Annotated in this window: 12 protein-coding genes; 4 read left to right on the plus strand and 8 right to left on the minus strand. The window is 62.1% G+C overall.

What is annotated here, in order from left to right; all coding sequences use genetic code 11:
- Positions 1 to 120: 120 nt before the first annotated feature.
- Positions 121 to 1,323, minus strand: coding sequence for an MFS transporter (locus tag CKW21_RS28680; RefSeq protein WP_095197185.1), 1,203 nt, complete (start codon positions 1,321 to 1,323; stop codon positions 121 to 123).
- A 205-nt stretch (positions 1,324 to 1,528) separates the two neighbouring features.
- Here CKW21_RS28680 and CKW21_RS28685 point away from each other — a divergent pair, with 205 nt between their 5' ends.
- A complete protein-coding gene (locus CKW21_RS28685; protein WP_095197186.1) occupies positions 1,529 to 3,649 on the plus strand; it encodes a mechanosensitive ion channel family protein in 2,121 nt (706 codons plus the stop codon).
- A 132-nt stretch (positions 3,650 to 3,781) separates the two neighbouring features.
- Here CKW21_RS28685 and CKW21_RS28690 read toward each other — a convergent pair whose 3' ends face one another.
- Complete coding sequence (locus tag CKW21_RS28690) at positions 3,782 to 8,086, minus strand: DEAD/DEAH box helicase (RefSeq protein ID WP_095197264.1); 4,305 nt, start codon at positions 8,084 to 8,086, stop codon at positions 3,782 to 3,784.
- Between the two features lie 309 nt (positions 8,087 to 8,395).
- Between CKW21_RS28690 and CKW21_RS28695 the strand changes: the two genes are divergently transcribed.
- Both CKW21_RS28695 and CKW21_RS28700 read left to right on the plus strand, forming a co-directional pair.
- Positions 8,396 to 9,280, plus strand: coding sequence for a sugar nucleotide-binding protein (locus tag CKW21_RS28695; protein WP_095197187.1), 885 nt, complete (start codon positions 8,396 to 8,398; stop codon positions 9,278 to 9,280).
- The gene (locus tag CKW21_RS28700; RefSeq protein WP_095197188.1) at positions 9,273 to 10,202 is read left to right on the plus strand and encodes an NAD-dependent epimerase/dehydratase family protein; all 930 of its coding nucleotides are present in this window, start codon (positions 9,273 to 9,275) and stop codon (positions 10,200 to 10,202) included. The genes CKW21_RS28695 and CKW21_RS28700 overlap by 8 nt, the downstream gene beginning before the upstream one ends.
- Positions 10,203 to 10,434: 232 nt before the next feature.
- On the opposite strand, the gene CKW21_RS28705 is transcribed toward CKW21_RS28700, so the two are convergent.
- From CKW21_RS28705 to CKW21_RS28725, 5 genes are all read right to left on the minus strand, one after another.
- The gene (locus CKW21_RS28705) at positions 10,435 to 11,133 is read right to left on the minus strand and encodes an OmpW family protein (RefSeq protein ID WP_095197189.1); all 699 of its coding nucleotides are present in this window, start codon (positions 11,131 to 11,133) and stop codon (positions 10,435 to 10,437) included.
- Positions 11,134 to 11,356: 223 nt separating this feature from the next.
- On the minus strand, positions 11,357 to 11,875 hold the full coding sequence (locus tag CKW21_RS28710) for a DUF3299 domain-containing protein (RefSeq protein WP_095197190.1): 519 nt from the start codon (positions 11,873 to 11,875) through the stop codon (positions 11,357 to 11,359).
- 11 nt (positions 11,876 to 11,886) lie between these two features.
- Complete coding sequence (locus CKW21_RS28715; RefSeq protein WP_095197191.1) at positions 11,887 to 13,152, minus strand: ABC transporter permease; 1,266 nt, start codon at positions 13,150 to 13,152, stop codon at positions 11,887 to 11,889.
- Position 13,153: 1 nt separating this feature from the next.
- Positions 13,154 to 13,864 (minus strand): ABC transporter ATP-binding protein, encoded by a 711-nt coding sequence (locus CKW21_RS28720; RefSeq protein WP_095197192.1) that lies wholly within the window; start codon positions 13,862 to 13,864, stop codon positions 13,154 to 13,156.
- 135 nt (positions 13,865 to 13,999) lie between these two features.
- The gene (locus CKW21_RS28725; protein ID WP_095197193.1) at positions 14,000 to 14,590 is read right to left on the minus strand and encodes a DUF2796 domain-containing protein; all 591 of its coding nucleotides are present in this window, start codon (positions 14,588 to 14,590) and stop codon (positions 14,000 to 14,002) included.
- 137 nt (positions 14,591 to 14,727) lie between these two features.
- Between CKW21_RS28725 and CKW21_RS28730 the strand changes: the two genes are divergently transcribed.
- Positions 14,728 to 15,075, plus strand: coding sequence for a hypothetical protein (locus tag CKW21_RS28730; protein ID WP_095197194.1), 348 nt, complete (start codon positions 14,728 to 14,730; stop codon positions 15,073 to 15,075).
- Here the strand turns inward: CKW21_RS28730 and trxA are convergent.
- Complete coding sequence (trxA, locus tag CKW21_RS28735; RefSeq protein ID WP_095197195.1) at positions 15,072 to 15,944, minus strand: thioredoxin; 873 nt, start codon at positions 15,942 to 15,944, stop codon at positions 15,072 to 15,074. The genes CKW21_RS28730 and trxA overlap by 4 nt on opposite strands.
- Positions 15,945 to 16,123: the final 179 nt, after the last annotated feature.

Genomic DNA, 16,123 nt, shown 5'->3' on the forward strand with positions numbered 1-16,123 from the left:
TACGGACGGTAGCTTTTCACGAACCACCGCAGATCCACTGTGGGAGCGAGCCTGCTCGCGAAGGCGGTGTGTCAGTCACATCAAATTCGAATGTGGCACCGTCTTCGCGAGCAGGGATTTTCAGTGACTGGCGACTACACGGGTCGAGGATTCGGCATACACCGGCCCCAGCCGATCCAGGCGGCCGCTCCACGCGGTCAGCGCCAGTGCCACCAGCACTACCAAACCACCAATCCATGCGGTATGGATCAAGCCCATGTGCGCAACGATCAAGCCGCCGCCCCACGCACCACCGGCAATCCCGAGGTTGAACGCGGCGATGTTCAGACCCGAAGCCACGTCCACCGCATGGGGTGTGTGATGTTCGGCCTGACGCACCACATAGACTTGCAGCCCCGGCACATTGCCGAACGCCACGGCACCCCAGACCAGAACGGTGGCCAGCGCCAGCCACGGATTAGCGGCAGTAAAGGTCAGTACAAACAGCACGGCGGCAAGCAGGGCAAAGACGATTTTGAGGGCGCTGATCGGGCCGCGTTTATCCGCCAGTTTGCCGCCCCAGATGTTGCCGACGGCCACCGAGATGCCGTAGACCAGCAGCACCAGGCTGACGGCGCTGGCGCTGAAACCGGATACGTCCTGAAGGATCGGCGCCAGGAAGGTGAAAGCGATGAACGAGCCGCCGTAGCCAATGGCGGTCATGGCGTACACCAGCAACAGCCGAGGCTGTTTGAGGACCTGCAACTGCTGCAACAGCGACGCGGGTTTGCTGTGGGCGATGTTTTTCGGCACATAGAGCAGGCTGCCAATGAAGGCGATCACGCCCAAAGCCGACACCGCGAGGAAGGTTTCACGCCAGCCGAAATGCTGGCCGATGAAGGTGCCCAGCGGTACCCCGGTGACCAGTGCCACGGTGAGGCCAGTGAACATGATGGCGATCGCGCTGGCGGCTTTTTCCTTGGGCACTAGACTGGTGGCGATGGTCGAACCGATCGAGAAAAACACCCCGTGGGCCAGGCCGGTGACGATTCGCGCCAGGATCAGCGACTCGTAGCCCGGCGCTTTCCAGGCCAGGAGGTTGCCGAGGGTGAACAGTACCATCAGCGACAACAGCAGCAATTTGCGCGGGACTCTGCCGGTCAGGGCGGTCAATACCGGCGCGCCAACGGCGACACCCAGTGCGTACAGGCTGACCAGCAGGCCGGCGGACGGCAGGCTGACCCCGAGGTCGGCGCCGATGGTCGGTAACAGGCCAACGATGACGAACTCGGTCGTCCCGATGGCAAAAGCGCTGAGGGTCAGCGCGAGCAAGGCAATGGGCATGGCTGCAACTCCGGTGGATTGATGTGATGGGGCGCAGTGTCGGGGTTTGGGTTGTGCGGAAAAATACAGGGATGGGCATTTGATATTTGCGTAGCGGTCAAATATCGCCAGCACAGTGCAATACCTGTGGCGAGGGAGCCACCACCGAACTTACCGGCCATTTCCCGATCAGTTCCTTACAGTCACATCCAAGGGAGCGGATACGTTGATCAAGCTCAAGACCGCGATTTTACTGGGGGCGCTGCTGTTAATTGGCAGCGAGGAACTGGACGCGGCAGCCATCCCGGGCCTGCCGGCGGCCACCGCGACACCACCGGCACATCCGCAACCGCTGGTGCAAGGCGGGTTGTTGGGGGCCATCAGTTCGAGCATCGATGAAGTACAGGAAAAACTCGATCTCAACGAAAACCTGGTCGACGCCTGGCGCTTGCGCGCCGACCGTGCAGCCGATGAAGTGGATCAACTGGTCAATCGTCCATCGGCCCGGTCGGCCTGGAGTGTGGCGGGGGATTTCCTGCTGTTGACCGCGGTGTGGGCAGGCGTCTTCGGCCTGCTTTGGATGTTCGGCAGGTTTTTGACCGAGCTTCTGTGCCGGCATCGCTTGCTGCTCAGTCGCGAGCGCGGCCAGGCCTTGCTGGGCTACGTGTTGCCCTACAGCATTCCCGCGGTGATCAGCCTGCCGCTGACGATCTATGCCAGCCAGTTTTTGCCCGTCTCGGCCGGCCGGGCAATGGCCTTGTGTTTTGCCTATGCCACCAGCAGCGGCATTTTCGCCGCGTCCTTGGTGATGTCGCTGGTGGTGCTGTTCAACGCCGGTCACAAGCGCAGGGCGGTGCAGATCATTCGCCAGGACAGTCCGCGACCGCTGTTTCTGATCGGCTTTCTGGTCGCCCTGAGCGATGCCCTGACCAGCCCGCAGATCGCTCATCAGCTGGGCAGTAACCTCACCAGCAGCATGGCGGTATTTACCGGTCTGGCGGCATCGATTTCTTTTGGCCTGCTGGTGTTCCGCCTGCGCCGTCCAGTGGCTCAGGTAATCCGCATTCTGCCGCTGGCCCAGCGGCGTTCGCAGCCGGCCTTGCGCGAAACCCTGCGGATTTTTTCCGGACTCTGGTATTGGCCGATTCTGTTGATGGTGCTGGTTTCGATCATCAACCTGATCAGCATCAGCGAAGACAATCAGCAGGTGTTGCGCAGTGCGCTGTTTACCACGGTGTTGCTGATTGCCACGGTGTTTCTGAGCACCACGTTGCATCACCTGTTCAAGTCGCGCAACGCAGTGGAGCTGCGCCGCAGCAGTGCCTACAAGGAACGCTTCCTGAACCTGTCCCACGCCTTGTTGCGCATCGCCATGGCCATCGTGTTCATTGATATTCTCGGGCGCATCTGGGGCGTATCGCTGTTCGAGTTCGCAGTGAGCAATTCGGTCGGACGGGCGATCAGCGACTCGCTGAGCCACATCGGTTTGATCTTCCTGATCACCTGGATGGTCTGGGTGGTGCTGGACACGGCGATCCAGGAAGCCCTGAAACCACCGGTCAACAAACGCTCGGCACGCCAACCCAGTACCCGGGTCAAGACCATCCTGCCGCTGCTGCGCAACGCGATCAAAATTATTCTGGTGGTGATCTGCGCGATCACCACCATGGCCAATCTGGGCATCAACGTGGCACCTTTCCTGGCCGGTGCCGGTGTCGTGGGGCTGGCGATCGGCTTTGGTTCCCAGCAACTGGTGCAGGACGTCATCACCGGGTTGTTCATCATCATCGAAGACACCTTGTCCATCGGCGACTGGGTGGTGCTCGACTCCGGGCACGCCGGCACCGTCGAAGGCCTGACCATTCGTACCTTGCGCCTGCGTGACGGCAAGGGGTTTGTGCACTCGGTGCCGTTCGGCCAGATCAAGGCCGTGACCAATCAATCACGGCAGTTTGCCTATGCGTTCTTTTCGGTGCAGTTCACCTACGACACCGACGTCGACAAGGCCATCGAACTCATCCGCGAGGCGGGGCACTCCATCAGCGACGACCCGTTCCTCAGGTACAACCTGCAAGGTCCGCTGGATGTGTTCGGCGTCGACAAGATGGACCTCAACGGTGTGGTGCTGACGGCGCAGTTTCGCACGGTATCAGGTGGGCAATATGCGGTGAGCCGGGCGTTCAACCAGCGTTTGAAAAAGCTTGTGGATAACAGTCCATGGGTGCATTTCGCGCAGACTTATCCACAGCAGGTTTTGATGCCCAGGCAAGCGGAGCCGATGCACGATGGTGCGGCAGAGCCGGAGCACTCGGCGGTGTTGATGACGGATCGGCCGCGCACTCAGTAAGGAGGGGGACAGTGATGGCCTCTTCGCGAGCAGGCTCGCTCCCACAGTGATCTGTTTTGTAGGCAGGATTTGAGTCGGACACAAATCCCTTTTGGGAGCGGGCTTGCCCGCGAAGGGCCGGATCGGACAGCATCAATGCCGGATCAGTTTGCTGCGCACTTCAGCCATGGCCTGTTGATCCAGCTCCAGCCAGAACTGCTGTTTACCGGCGATCTCGGCAGCAGCGGGCAACCCATCGCGATACACCAGCCGATTGCTCGCCAGCGCTGGCACTTTCGCACCGGGCAGCAAGGTGCCGGCAAGGTTCAGCGGGTCGACCCCGCACACCGCAACCAGGCTGCCGTCATGGGGTCGACGCCGCACTTCGCGCAGCAATGGAATCGCCTCGGGCAGCGCGAACTGTTCGCCTGCCAGACCACTGACAAAGCGTCCACCCCGAATCTCGCCCCGTGCTTCCAGGCGATGGAAAGTGCGCAGCAGTTCGCGCCAGCTCGGCAGCCAGTCCGCTTCACGTTCCAGCAAGCGCCAGAACACCACGCCGTAGCGGCGCAGCAAGGTCATGGCGATGTGTTCCAGGGTGTCGGCGGGTATCGGCAACGGGCGCGGGTTATCCACAACCGGCGCTGGCGAGCCGCGTCGAAGCAAGGCCCAGCGTCCGGCATCATCCATGCCGCCGATAAACGCTCCGCGCCCACGTCGGCCGCTGCGCGCCTGACGTTTGCTGGCGGGTGTGATCAAGGCTCGAAGCCCGGCGAAACTGTCGGCATTCACCAGTCCGGCGCCGACCAGCTCTTGCAGGGCGATTTCCAGTTCGGTGCGCAATACATGCGCTTCATGCACCAGCTCATCGAAAAACAACGCGCCGTGCTGGCGCAGTGAGTCATAAACCTTTTGCGTTTTGGGCGACAGTTCGCTCACCGGCGTCTGCTCGGCCAAGTCGCTCCAGAGCCCGACCCGATTGCGCGGCAGCAACACAATCGGCGTGCTGCGCAGGGCCGTGCCGGCGCCTTTGTTGCGGGCGGTGAGGCGGGTCCAGACCAGCTTGCCGCTGCGGCACAACTCATCCAGCCAGGTGGGCGCGTAATCCTTGAGGCGCGCCGGCAGGATCTCGCTGTCCCAGGCCGATGCCGCAGCGGGGTAACCCTCGAACTGAGCGATGATCGCTGGCAACATCGCGCTGCCCCGGCCCTGGGTGGTGCTGGACAGATGCTGCCAGTCGAACAGAAAGCGCATGAAATCCTGCAACGCCACGGGCTCGATTTCCCGCCGCAGACGCTTGACCGTATAACGGTGAATCCGCGCCAGCAGATGTCGCTCGCACCATTCTTCTTCGGCGTGGCCCGGGGTGAAGCGACCGCGCAGCACGTAGCCTTCGCGCTCCAGTTGCGCCAGTGCCCGGGTGACCTGTGTCGACGGCAATCCCAGCGGTTCGGCAATCGCCTTCAGCGGCAGAGGCCCAAACGCGCTGAGCCGGGCACGAACCACCTCAACCACGGCGTCGTCGGCTTTCCAGGGTTCATCGAATCCCGGCAAAGCCTGCAGCGCCGGGCTCAAATCACCTTGTGGATAAATCGCCTGCAAGCAGCTCAGTCGTTCCCGGGCCAGCCATAGCGAGTGATTGATACGGCAGGCGCGGCCACTGTCGGCCAGGGCATTCAACCAATCGAGCCAGTTCAAGTTGGCTTGCGCCTCGGCCTCCGTGATGCAGGCCAGGCTCATCAACGCCTCGTGCATTTCATCGACCCCGTTGGGCGCTGGCCAGGCTTCTTGCGCCACGGCGACGATGGCATCAAAGTCCAGTGCGCCGAGATCATCGGTGGATTGTGGATCGCTCCAGCGACGATTGAGCACGGCTTGGGTTCGACGCTCTTCCAGCGGTGCATCATCGAGAAAGGTGTAGGGCCTGGCGCTGAGAATTTCCGCAGCCAGGGGCGAAGGCGCGGGCAAGTCGCGGCTGATCAGGCGGATTTCGCCGCGTTCCATGCGCCGCAACAACGCCAGCCAGCCTTCGCTGTCCATGGCCTCATGCAGGCAATCGTCGAGGGTTTGCTCCACCAGCGGATGGTCGGGAATGTCCCGTTCACCGACGAGGTTTTCCACACAGGCGATCTGGTCAGGAAACACACTGGCGATCAGGTCTTCGCTTTTCATCCGCTGGATCTGCGGCGGGACCTTGCGCCCTGCGCTGTAGCTCGGCAACGCCAGGGCCACTGCGGCATTCCAGCGCCAGCGCACACCGAACAACGGCGCATCGAGCACGGCCTGGATCAGCGTGTGTTCGGCACTGTTGCTGTGCAGGTAACGCCAGACGTCGTCCAGTTCAAAACTGTGGCTGGTGGACAATGACAGCACGATGGCGTCTTCACTGGCGGCAGCCTGCAATTCGAAGTTGAAGGTGCGGCAAAAACGCTTGCGCAGAGCCAGACCCCAGGCACGGTTGATGCGGCTGCCGAACGGCGTATGAATGATCAGTTGGGTGCCGCCGGACTCGTCGAAAAATCGCTCCATCAGCAGCGTGTCCTGGGACGGCAGGGCGCCGAGGGTCTGGCGGGCGCGGGCAAGGTATTCGAGCAGTTGCTCGGCGCTGGCGAGATTGAGGTCAAGGGTCTCGGTCAGCCAGTCGAGGGCCGGTTGCAGGTTGCCCGGTGTGGCAGCCAGCAGCTCATCGAGCTGTGCTTGCAGGCGCGCGACGGCCAACGACAGCTCCGCACTGCGTCCCGGCGCTTCACCGAGCCAGAACGGAATCGTCGGCGGTTGCCCCTGGGCATCTTCGACCCGGACCTTGCCGGTTTCGACCCGCAGGATCCGGTACGAGGTATTGCCCAGCTGGAACACGTCGCCGGCGATGCTTTCCACGGCAAAGTCTTCGTTGACGCTGCCGATGTTCAGCCCCTGGGGTTCCAGCAATACGCTGTAGTCGGCGTTGTCGGGAATGGTCCCGCCGCTGGTCACGGCCGTCAGTTTGGCGCCGCGGCGCCCGCGCAGGGTACGGCTCACGGCATCGCGGTGCAGGTAGGCGCTGCGGATGCCCTGACGCCCGTTGTAGCCCTCGGCGAGCATGTGCAGCAGCGCTTGATAGTGTTTTTCGTCGAACGCGGCGTAGGGCCAGGCCAGGCGGAACATTGCCAGCAAAGCGTCCTCTGGCCATTCCTGGCAGCTGACCTCGGCGATGATCTGCTGCGCCAGTACGTCCAGCGGCGCCAAGGGGATTTGCAAGGTGTCCAGTTCACCGCGGCGTACACAATCGAGCAGGGCAGCGCATTCGATCAGGTCGTCACGGGTGGTGGCGAACAAGCGGCCCTTGGGTGTGCCTCCGACCTGGTGTCCGGAGCGGCCGACCCGTTGCAGGAATCCGGCGATCGAGCGTGGCGAAGCAATCTGGCACACCAGGTCGACATCGCCGATGTCGATGCCCAATTCCAGCGAGGCCGTGGCGATCAGCACTTGCAACTCGCCGCGTTTGAGTCGCTGCTCCGCGTCCAGGCGAAACTCCTTGGCCAGGCTGCCATGGTGGGCGGCCACGGCGTCCTTGCCCAGGCGTTCGCTCAGGTGCCGGCTCAAGCGTTCGGCCAGCCGACGGGTGTTGACGAAAATCAGCGTGGTGCGGTGTTCGCGGGCGAGGGCGGCAAGTCGGTCGTAGACCAGTTCCCAGACATCATTGGCCATCACCGCCGACAACGGCACGGGCGGCACTTCGATGTCCAGGTCCCGTGGGCGGGCATGGCCGATGTCGACGATTTCGCAGCCCCGATCGCGGCCGACCAGAAAGCGCGAGACGGCTTCGATAGGTTTTTGCGTGGCCGACAGGCCGATGCGCACCAGCGGTTCGCCACAGAGCGCCTGCAGACGCTCCAGGCTCAGGGCCAGGTGGCTGCCGCGTTTACTGGCGGCGATGGCGTGTATTTCGTCGACGATCACCGTACGCGTGGTGCCGAGCATTTTTCGGCCCGAGTCGGAACCAAGCAGCACGTAGAGCGACTCCGGGGTGGTGACCAGAATATGCGGTGCGCTCTTGCGCATCGCCGAGCGGTCTTTTTGCGGGGTGTCGCCGGTGCGAACGGCGGTGGTGATCTGCAATGGGGGCAGGCCCATCACACGCAGTTGTTCGGTGATGCCGGCCAGTGGCGTTTGCAGGTTGATGCGGATGTCGTTGGACAGCGCCTTGAGCGGCGAGACGTAGACCACCAGGGTTTCGTCAGGCAGGCCGCTGTCGGTGTCCAGCCCACGGTGGACAAGATCGTCGATGACCGCGAGGAACGCGGTCAGGGTTTTGCCGGAGCCGGTGGGCGCGGCGACCAGGGTCGAGCGGCGCTGACGGATCAGCGGCCACGCCCGGGCCTGGGCGGCGGTCACCGTCGCGAAGGTGTTGCTGAACCAGGCGCTAACGGCGGGGTGGAAGCCGTCCAGGGCACTGTCTGCGGGGATGGGCAGGTTCATGGTCTGATTTATGCGGGTGAGACGGGGAAGATGCAAGTACCGCTCAAGATCTTCGTTGGCCATTAAGGCCTCTTCGCGAGCAGGCTCGCTCCCACAGTGAATTGGTGTACGCCGCAGCCCCTTTGTGGGAGCGAGCCTGCTCGCGAAGAGGCCGGCACAGGCGATGCAAATCCCGGGCATCTACACTTTACGGATGACGGTTGCGCACTAAACCCGCAAAATGCAACGATTCCGGCAACTATCGACGGCATCGCCCGCGAGTGCTGTCGATAAAACCATTGTTTCAATCAGACTGGGCCTGCTGACTCTATGCGAATGCGCCTTATGTTACTGGGCGGCGGAAATGCCCTTGGGCAGGCGCTGATTCGCCTCGGTGCGGAGGAAGACATCGGTTTCCTCGCCCCCCGCCCACCACAAGATGGCTGGGACGCCGCGAGCCTGACGCAATTGCTCGACGACACCCGTCCGGACGCGTTGATCAACCTCGCCTACTACTTCGACTGGTTCCAGGCGGAGACGGTCAGCGAGCAGCGTCTGGCCGGGCAGGAGCGGGCGGTCGAGCGCCTGGCCGAACTGTGCCAGCATCACAACATCGTTCTCTTGCAGCCTTCGAGCTATCGCGTGTTCGATGGCTCGCGCGCCACCGCCTACAGCGAAAAAGACGAACCGGTGCCGCTCGGCCTGCGTGGTCAGGCCTTGTGGCGGATCGAACAGAGCGTGCGCGCCACTTGCCCGCAACACGTATTGTTGCGCTTCGGCTGGCTGCTCGATGATAGCCCCGAAGGCACCCTCGGGCGGTTCCTCGACCGGGCCGAACACCCGGAAGAGCTGCTGATGGCCGATGATCGCCGAGGCAATCCAACGCCGGTGGATGACGCCGCCCGTGTGATCATTTCAGTCCTCAAGCAACTCGACTGCGCGGCGCCGCTGTGGGGCACCTACCACTACGCCGGGCACGAAGCGACCACGCCGCTGGCGCTGGGACAAGCTATCCTCAGCGAAGCACGCGCCTTGCACCCGCTGGCCATCGAAGCGCCGACCGCCCAGGCCCACGCCGCGCGGCCGGACGCTGCCGAAGAACCGCAACACGCGGTGCTGGCCTGCAAGAAAATTCTGCACACGTTCGGGATCAAGCCACGCGCCTGGCGCGCCGCTCTCCCGGGCCTACTGGACAGGTTCTATCGCCATGGCTGACGCTCCCGTTCTGATCACCGGCGGTGCCGGTTTCATCGGTTCGCACCTGACTGACGCCTTGCTCGCCAAGGGGTATTCGGTGCGGATTCTCGACGACCTGTCCACCGGCAAGCGCAGCAACCTGCCGCTGGACAATCCCAAGGTCGAACTGATCGTTGGCGACGTCGCCGATGCCGCGCTGGTGGCACGGTCGATGGCCGGTTGCAGTGCAGTCGCGCATCTGGCGGCGGTGGCCTCGGTACAGGCCTCGGTGGACGATCCGGTAAAGACTCACCAGAGTAATTTCATCGGCTCGCTGAATGTCTGCGAAGCCATGCGCCAGTCCGGCGTCAAGCGTGTGCTGTTTGCTTCCAGCGCAGCGGTATATGGCAACAATGGCGAAGGCGAGTCTATCGATGAAGACACGCCCAAGGCGCCGCTGACGCCCTACGCCTCGGACAAATTGGCCAGCGAGCATTACTTCGATTTCTACCGGCGCGAACATGCCCTGGAACCCGTGATTTTCCGCTTCTTCAACATCTTCGGTCCGCGCCAGGATCCATCCTCGCCGTACTCCGGGGTGATCAGCATTTTCAGCGAACGCTCGCAGAAAGGCCTGCCGATCACCGTGTTTGGTGACGGTGAGCAGACGCGGGATTTCGTGTACGTCGAGGATCTGGTCGATCTGCTGGTGCAAGCCATCGAAAAACCGCAGGTGGAAGTCGGTGCGGTCAACGTCGGCTGGAACCAGGCAACCACCCTCAAGCAACTGCTCGAAGCACTGAAAGCGGTGGTCGGTGATTTGCCACCGGTGAACTATGGCCCGGCACGTTCCGGCGATATCCGCCATTCACGGGCTGATAACCGGCGTTTGCTCGAACGTTTTACCCGCCCGCAGCAGACCGCGATGAGCGTCGGACTGGCTCGGTTGCTGGGGCGCTGAGCTGTTCAAACCCACAAAAAAGGCGCCCTTGAGAGGCGCCTTTTTCATGGGCATCGCTTAGAAAATCTGTGGCGAGGGAGCTTGCTCCCGCTCGGCTGCGCAGCAGCCGTAAATCCGGTAAATACGGTTTGTTTGAATCACCGCTGTCGCCGATCCTGGGGCCGCTTCGCAGCCCAGCGGGAGCAAGCTCCCTCGCCACAATTGCCCGCAGTCACCACCACGTGATTGCTCGTTAGAACTTGTAGCCCAGGCCCACCATGTAGACGAACGGATCCGCATCCACGTTCACCCGTGCCCGGGTGCCCGGTGCGACGGCGTTGTTTTCCACGGTCGCGCGGGTGTCGATGTCGATGTAGCGCAACTGGGCGTTGAGCAGGATGTTGTCGGTCAGCATGTAGTCGGCACCGACCTGCCAGGCCACGCCCCAGGAGTTTTTGGTGTTGAAGTTGCTGAAACCATTGGCGCGCGCTTCGCTGCTCAGGTGTTCATCGTACATCCAGGTGTAGTTGACGCCAGCACCGACATAGGGCTGGAACGCGGACTTGGAGTCGAGCGGGTAATACACCAGGCTCAAGGTCGGCGGCAGTTGATTGAAACTGCCGAGCTTGCCGTTGGCTGCACTCAGGGCTGTGCCCTTGAGTTTTACATCATGCTCGAACGGCGTGGCCGCCAGCAATTCGATGCCCAGGTGATCGGTGATCATGTAGGCGAAGTTCAGGCCTAGTTGCGTGTCGCTGCTCAGCGTCGCCTTGCCGCCCAGATCGGCGCCGCTCAATGGGCCCTGATCGACCTTGACGGTGGAACTGTCGGTATTGGGGTCGACGGTGATCGCGCCGGCACGCAAGAGGATGTCACCTTTTTCGTGGGCGTGGGTGAGCGGGGCTGCGAGCGCGAGGGCAAACAGCGTGGCGCCGAGCAGGGGCTTGTTCATGGGGGCTCCAAAGGACGTTAAAAATCTTTGATGTCCAATGGTAAGGCGCCTAACGATTTGGTCTTTTGACTCAGCTCAAAGGAAACGGTGATGGGGTTGGTTTTTGCGGAGGCTTCGATGGCCTCTTCGCGAGCAGGCTCGCTCCCACATTTGGAATGCGTTCCCTGTGGGAGCGAGCCTGCTCGCGAAGACTATTTTTCAGGCGACGGTTAATTGCCGGGATTCACTCCGGCAGTTCATACAGGTAAATCTTGTCTGCCTCCATCTGATACCCGGCATCCGCCAACTCGCTGGAGGACGGTTTGACCTGCATCGCGCCTTCGATCCAGTACGGCTGGTACAACTCGTCGAGCTTCACGCCCACTTCGCTTTTGACGTGCACGATCTGGTTCGATGGCGGTGGCGGTACGTGGATGCAGGCGCCGAAGTACGGCACCAGCAGAAAGTCCGTGGTGCGACCTTCCTCACTCACTTCCAGCGGCACGATGTACCCCGGCAAACGAATGTTCTGGCCATCGAGGGCTTTGACCACCGGTGCGTTGGGCATGTCCTGTTTGGCCGCTGGCGCGGATTCGGCGGACAGCGTATCGCTCATCTTCGACAGATCGTGCAGCGGCGTCATGTTCGGCACTTCCGGCGGGGCGTCCGGCGGGATCATTTCCGACCAGGTGAGCTCTTTCGGCTCGGCCGCCCACAGCGGCAGGGCGACCAGCATCAACAGCGCAAAAACAGCGCGGGGCATTTTCAAGGTCCTCACAAGCGGATCGACAGGCCATCGGCCAAGGATTGGCGATAAGCGCGCCAGGCCGGCACGCTGCCCATCAGCAGCGCGGCGATCAGGATGCCAGCAAGCAGCGTCCATTCATATTCGCTGGGCCATGCCAGTGGCAGAAACAGGCCGTAATTGGCTTGCACGTAACCTTGGGCGGCGGCGATGCCCACATACAGCAGCGCCACGCCGGCGATCACGCCTGCCAGCGCCAGGGCAAACGCTTCCAGCACCAGCAACGTCGCGACGTGCCACGGGCGCGCGCCCACCGAACGCAGAATCGCCATCTCGCGGCGGCGTTCGTTGAGGCTGGTGAGAATCGCCGTGAGCATGCCGATCAGCCCGGTCAGCACCACAAACAGCGAGACCACGAACAGGGCTTTTTCCGCGGTGCTCATCAGGCTCCACAACTCTTGCAGCGCAACGCCGGGGAGGATCGCCAGCATCGGTTCGCCACGGAATTCGTTGATTTCGCGCTGCAAGGCAAAGGTCGAAATCTTGCTGTTCAGGCCCAGCATGAAGGCGGTGATCGCTTGTGGCGTCAGGTCCATGTTACGCGCCTGATCGGCACTGATTCGCCCCTCGCCCCGGGCCGGCACGCCGTTGTGCCAGTCGATGTGAATCGCTTCCATGCCGCCGAGGCTGATGTGCAGCGTGCGGTCCACCGGTGTGCCGGTGCGTTTGAGAATGCCGACCACGGTGAACGGCTTGTCTTCATGTTTGACCAGGCTGATCGCCGCCACGCCGTGGGCCAGCACCAGTTTGTCGCCGAGTTTGTAGTGCAGCGCATCCGCCACTTCGGCACCGAGCACCACTTCGAACGGATCCGTGGCGAAGGCGCGGCCATCGGCCAGTTCCAGGTGTTGCTGACGGCCGTACTGATAATGCTCGAAGTAGGCCTCGGTAGTGCCCATCACCCGATAACCGCGATGGGAATCGCCAAGGGACATCGGGATCGCCCACTTTACTTTCGGGTTGTTGGCGAAGTGTTCGAAGCTGTCCCAACGGATGTTGTTGGTGGCGTTGCCGATGCGGAACACCGAATACAACAACAGGTTCACCGAGCCTGAGCGCGCGCCGACAATCAAATCGGTGCCGCTGATGGTGCTGGCGAAACTGGCCTTGGCCTCGGTGCGCACTCGCTCCACGGCCAGCAGCAGGCACACCGACAGGGCGATGGCGAACGCGGTGAGGATCGCAGTGAAGCGGCGGTTAGCCAGGCTGGTCATGGCTAGACGAAACAAATACATCTCAGACCTCGAAAGACGTGGCGGCGCGATTGAGTTCGGCCAGCGACAGGTGGCGATCGAACAGCGGCGCGAGGCTCTGGTCATGACTGACAAACAACAGGCTCGACCCGGCTTCGCGGCATTCAGCGAACAGCAGGCGAATGAAGTGCTCGCGGGCGTCGTAGTCCAGGGCGGAAGTCGGTTCGTCGGCGATCACCAGTTCCGGTTGGCCGATCAAGGCGCGCGCGGCGGCGACCCGTTGTTGTTGGCCGATGGACAGCGAGTCGGCGCGGCGACTGAGGATGTGTTCATCCTTCAGGCCCAAGTGGGCGAGCAAGGTCGCTGCCGCGTTGTCGACGCTGCCATGGCGCTGTTTCGCCCGTTCGGCGCGCAGCTTCGAGAAATGGCAGGGCAGTTCGACGTTCTCGCGCACCGACAGGAATGGCAGCAGGTTGAACTGCTGGAAAATGTAGCCGGTGTGATCGACACGGAAATGGTCGCGGGCACCGGCCGACAGTTCAGTCAGCTCCTGGCCGAGCAGGCGGATGCTGCCGCGATCAGGCTTTTGCACGCCGCCGAGCAGGCCGAGCAGGGTGGTCTTGCCGCTGCCGCTGGGGCCCTTGAGAAACAGGGTTTCCCCAGGCTCCAGGCGAAACGCCGGGATATCCAGCAGCGGCGGGTGTCCGGGCCAGCTGAAGCCCAGGTCGGACAGTTCGATGAGTGCTTGGGTCATGTGCAACCGGTCAGGTAATGGGTGAACCCTGTGGGAGCGAGCCTGCTCGCGAAGGGGGCGTCAGTCTCAACATCACAGGGACTGTCGCACCGCATTCGCGAGCAGGCTCGCTCTCACAGAAAGAGCTTCGGTGAATCAGAATTTGAGGGCGGCAGTCTTGGCCGTCACTTCAACCCCTTGCTGCCCGCTCGGGCCGATCAGTTGTACCTGAATTTTCTGGGTGGCCGGGAATGTGTTGAAAATATTCGCCAGGTCCAGGGTCTTCAGCGCGCCGGGCGTGGCGCAAGTGAACGTGTAGTGGGCGTGGATTTCGCTGTGGTCGTGGTGATGTTCGTCCTTGGCGTCTTCGTCGTGATTGTCATCGGCATCCGGTTTGTCACCGAACAGCGGGCTTTCCAGTTCCTGACTGGCCACCACGCAACCGGCGGCTTTCGCCAGGTTGAACAGCGGCAAAGGCTTCTCGAGTTGAGCGCGGGCTGCGGCGACCCTGGCTTTGTCAGCATCGGTAGTGGCGGCATGTTCGAAACCCACCAGGTTCATCGCCGGGCTTTGCAGTTCCAGTTCCAGGGTTTGGCCATCCAGCACCGCGTTCAAGCGACCTACGCCGTGTTCGTGGGCGCCGAGGCTACCGTGCTCATGGTCGTGATCATGGTCATGTTCGTCAGCGGCCTGGGCAACAGCCAGTGGCAACAAGGCAAACGGCAAAGCGAGCAGCAGACGGCGCATGGACGGGTCTCCGACAAGTAAAATGAAAAATATGTTATGTAATCTTATAACGTAATTTAGCAGAGTTTGACTGCCTGCTTGGCGTTGCACAAGTCCCATGGGAGCATGCAAGTGAAGAAATGTGCAGGAGCGGACTTATGTTGCGAATTCGCGGAAGCATCGGCGACTGGCCGGTGGATTTGACGCTGGAGATGGATGACGCCGACTGGGCACGGCTTGGTGCGCAGTTGCAGGTGGAAAAAGCTCCGGTCAGTGCAGCGCCGGCCAAACCGTTGAATCAGGATGATGCGTTATGGCAGGTCGCCAGGGACTTGCTGCGAAAGGCGGGGCAGTTGAGCGGGCCGGATCTGTTGGAGCAGTTGGAGGGTTTGACCGGCAGTGCGGCGTCGGGCAAGCGTCTGTTGGTGCGGTTGCGCCATAGCCCGGACGTGAAGGTGGAGAGCGGTGCCGATACACCGCTCTACCGGTGGATCGAGGCGACTTAGTACAACGCAGCAAACAACTTGCGACGGTACGTGGTCACCAGCGGGTGATCGTTGCCCAGCAGTTCGAACACCTGCAGCAAGGTCTTGTGCGGCAAGCCTTCGCTGTAGCTGCGGTTGCGGATGAACAGCTTGAGCAAGCCATCCAGCGCCGCGTCGTACTGCTGGCGGGCCAGTTGCTGAATTGCAAGCTGATAGACCGCTTCATCGTCCTGCGGGTTTTTCGCCAGCCTGGCTTTCAGGTCGGCGGTATCCGGCAGGTCCTTGGCCTGGCCGAGGAACTTGATCTGCGCCTTGGCGCCGGCCAGGGCAGCCTTGTGTTCATCGCTCTTGACTGCGTCGAGTACGGCTTGCGCTTCACCCAGTTCACCGCGCTCGGTGAGGCAGCGGGCATACAGGATCAGTGCCTTGGCATTGGTGTTGTCTTCGCCCAACAGCACCTTGAGGATGGCTTCGGCGTCGGCAAAACGGCTGTCGTCGAACAGCGCCTGGGCCTGGTCGAACGGATCGGCAGCGGCGGGTGGCGGCATCTTCACATGAGGTTCGAGCAGGGTACGAACAGCCGACTCCGGCTGTGCTCCGGCAAAACCATCGACGGGTTGGCCATCCTTGAACAGCACCACGGTCGGCAGGCTGCGGATACCGAAACGAGCGACGATGTCTTGCTCGATGTCGCAGTTGACCTTGGCCAGCAGCAATTCACCCTGATAGCTCTCGGCGATGGTTTCGAGCATCGGCATCAGCACTTTGCACGGCGCACACCATTCGGCCCAGAAATCCACCAGCACCGGTTTGTGGAAAGAGTTCTCGATCACCGACTGGTCGAAATCGGCGGTCGTGGCGTCGAAGATGTACGGCGTTTGCTGACTCATGAGGGATCTCTTGGAAGCGTGAATGGAGCAACTATACGGCTTGGTGGGGGTGGCCGGAAGCGGGGTAGTCTTTGAGAGGTGTATTGCCTGACAGGGCGCTTTCGCGAGCAGGCTCGCTCCCACAGTGGTTTTGCGGCGTTCACAAACTCCCTGTGGGAGCGAGCCTGCTCGCGAAGCTT

The sequence above is a fragment of the Pseudomonas sp. Irchel 3A7 genome (genome assembly GCF_900187565.1).
In the GTDB taxonomy this organism is placed as follows: Bacteria; Pseudomonadota; Gammaproteobacteria; order Pseudomonadales; family Pseudomonadaceae; genus Aquipseudomonas.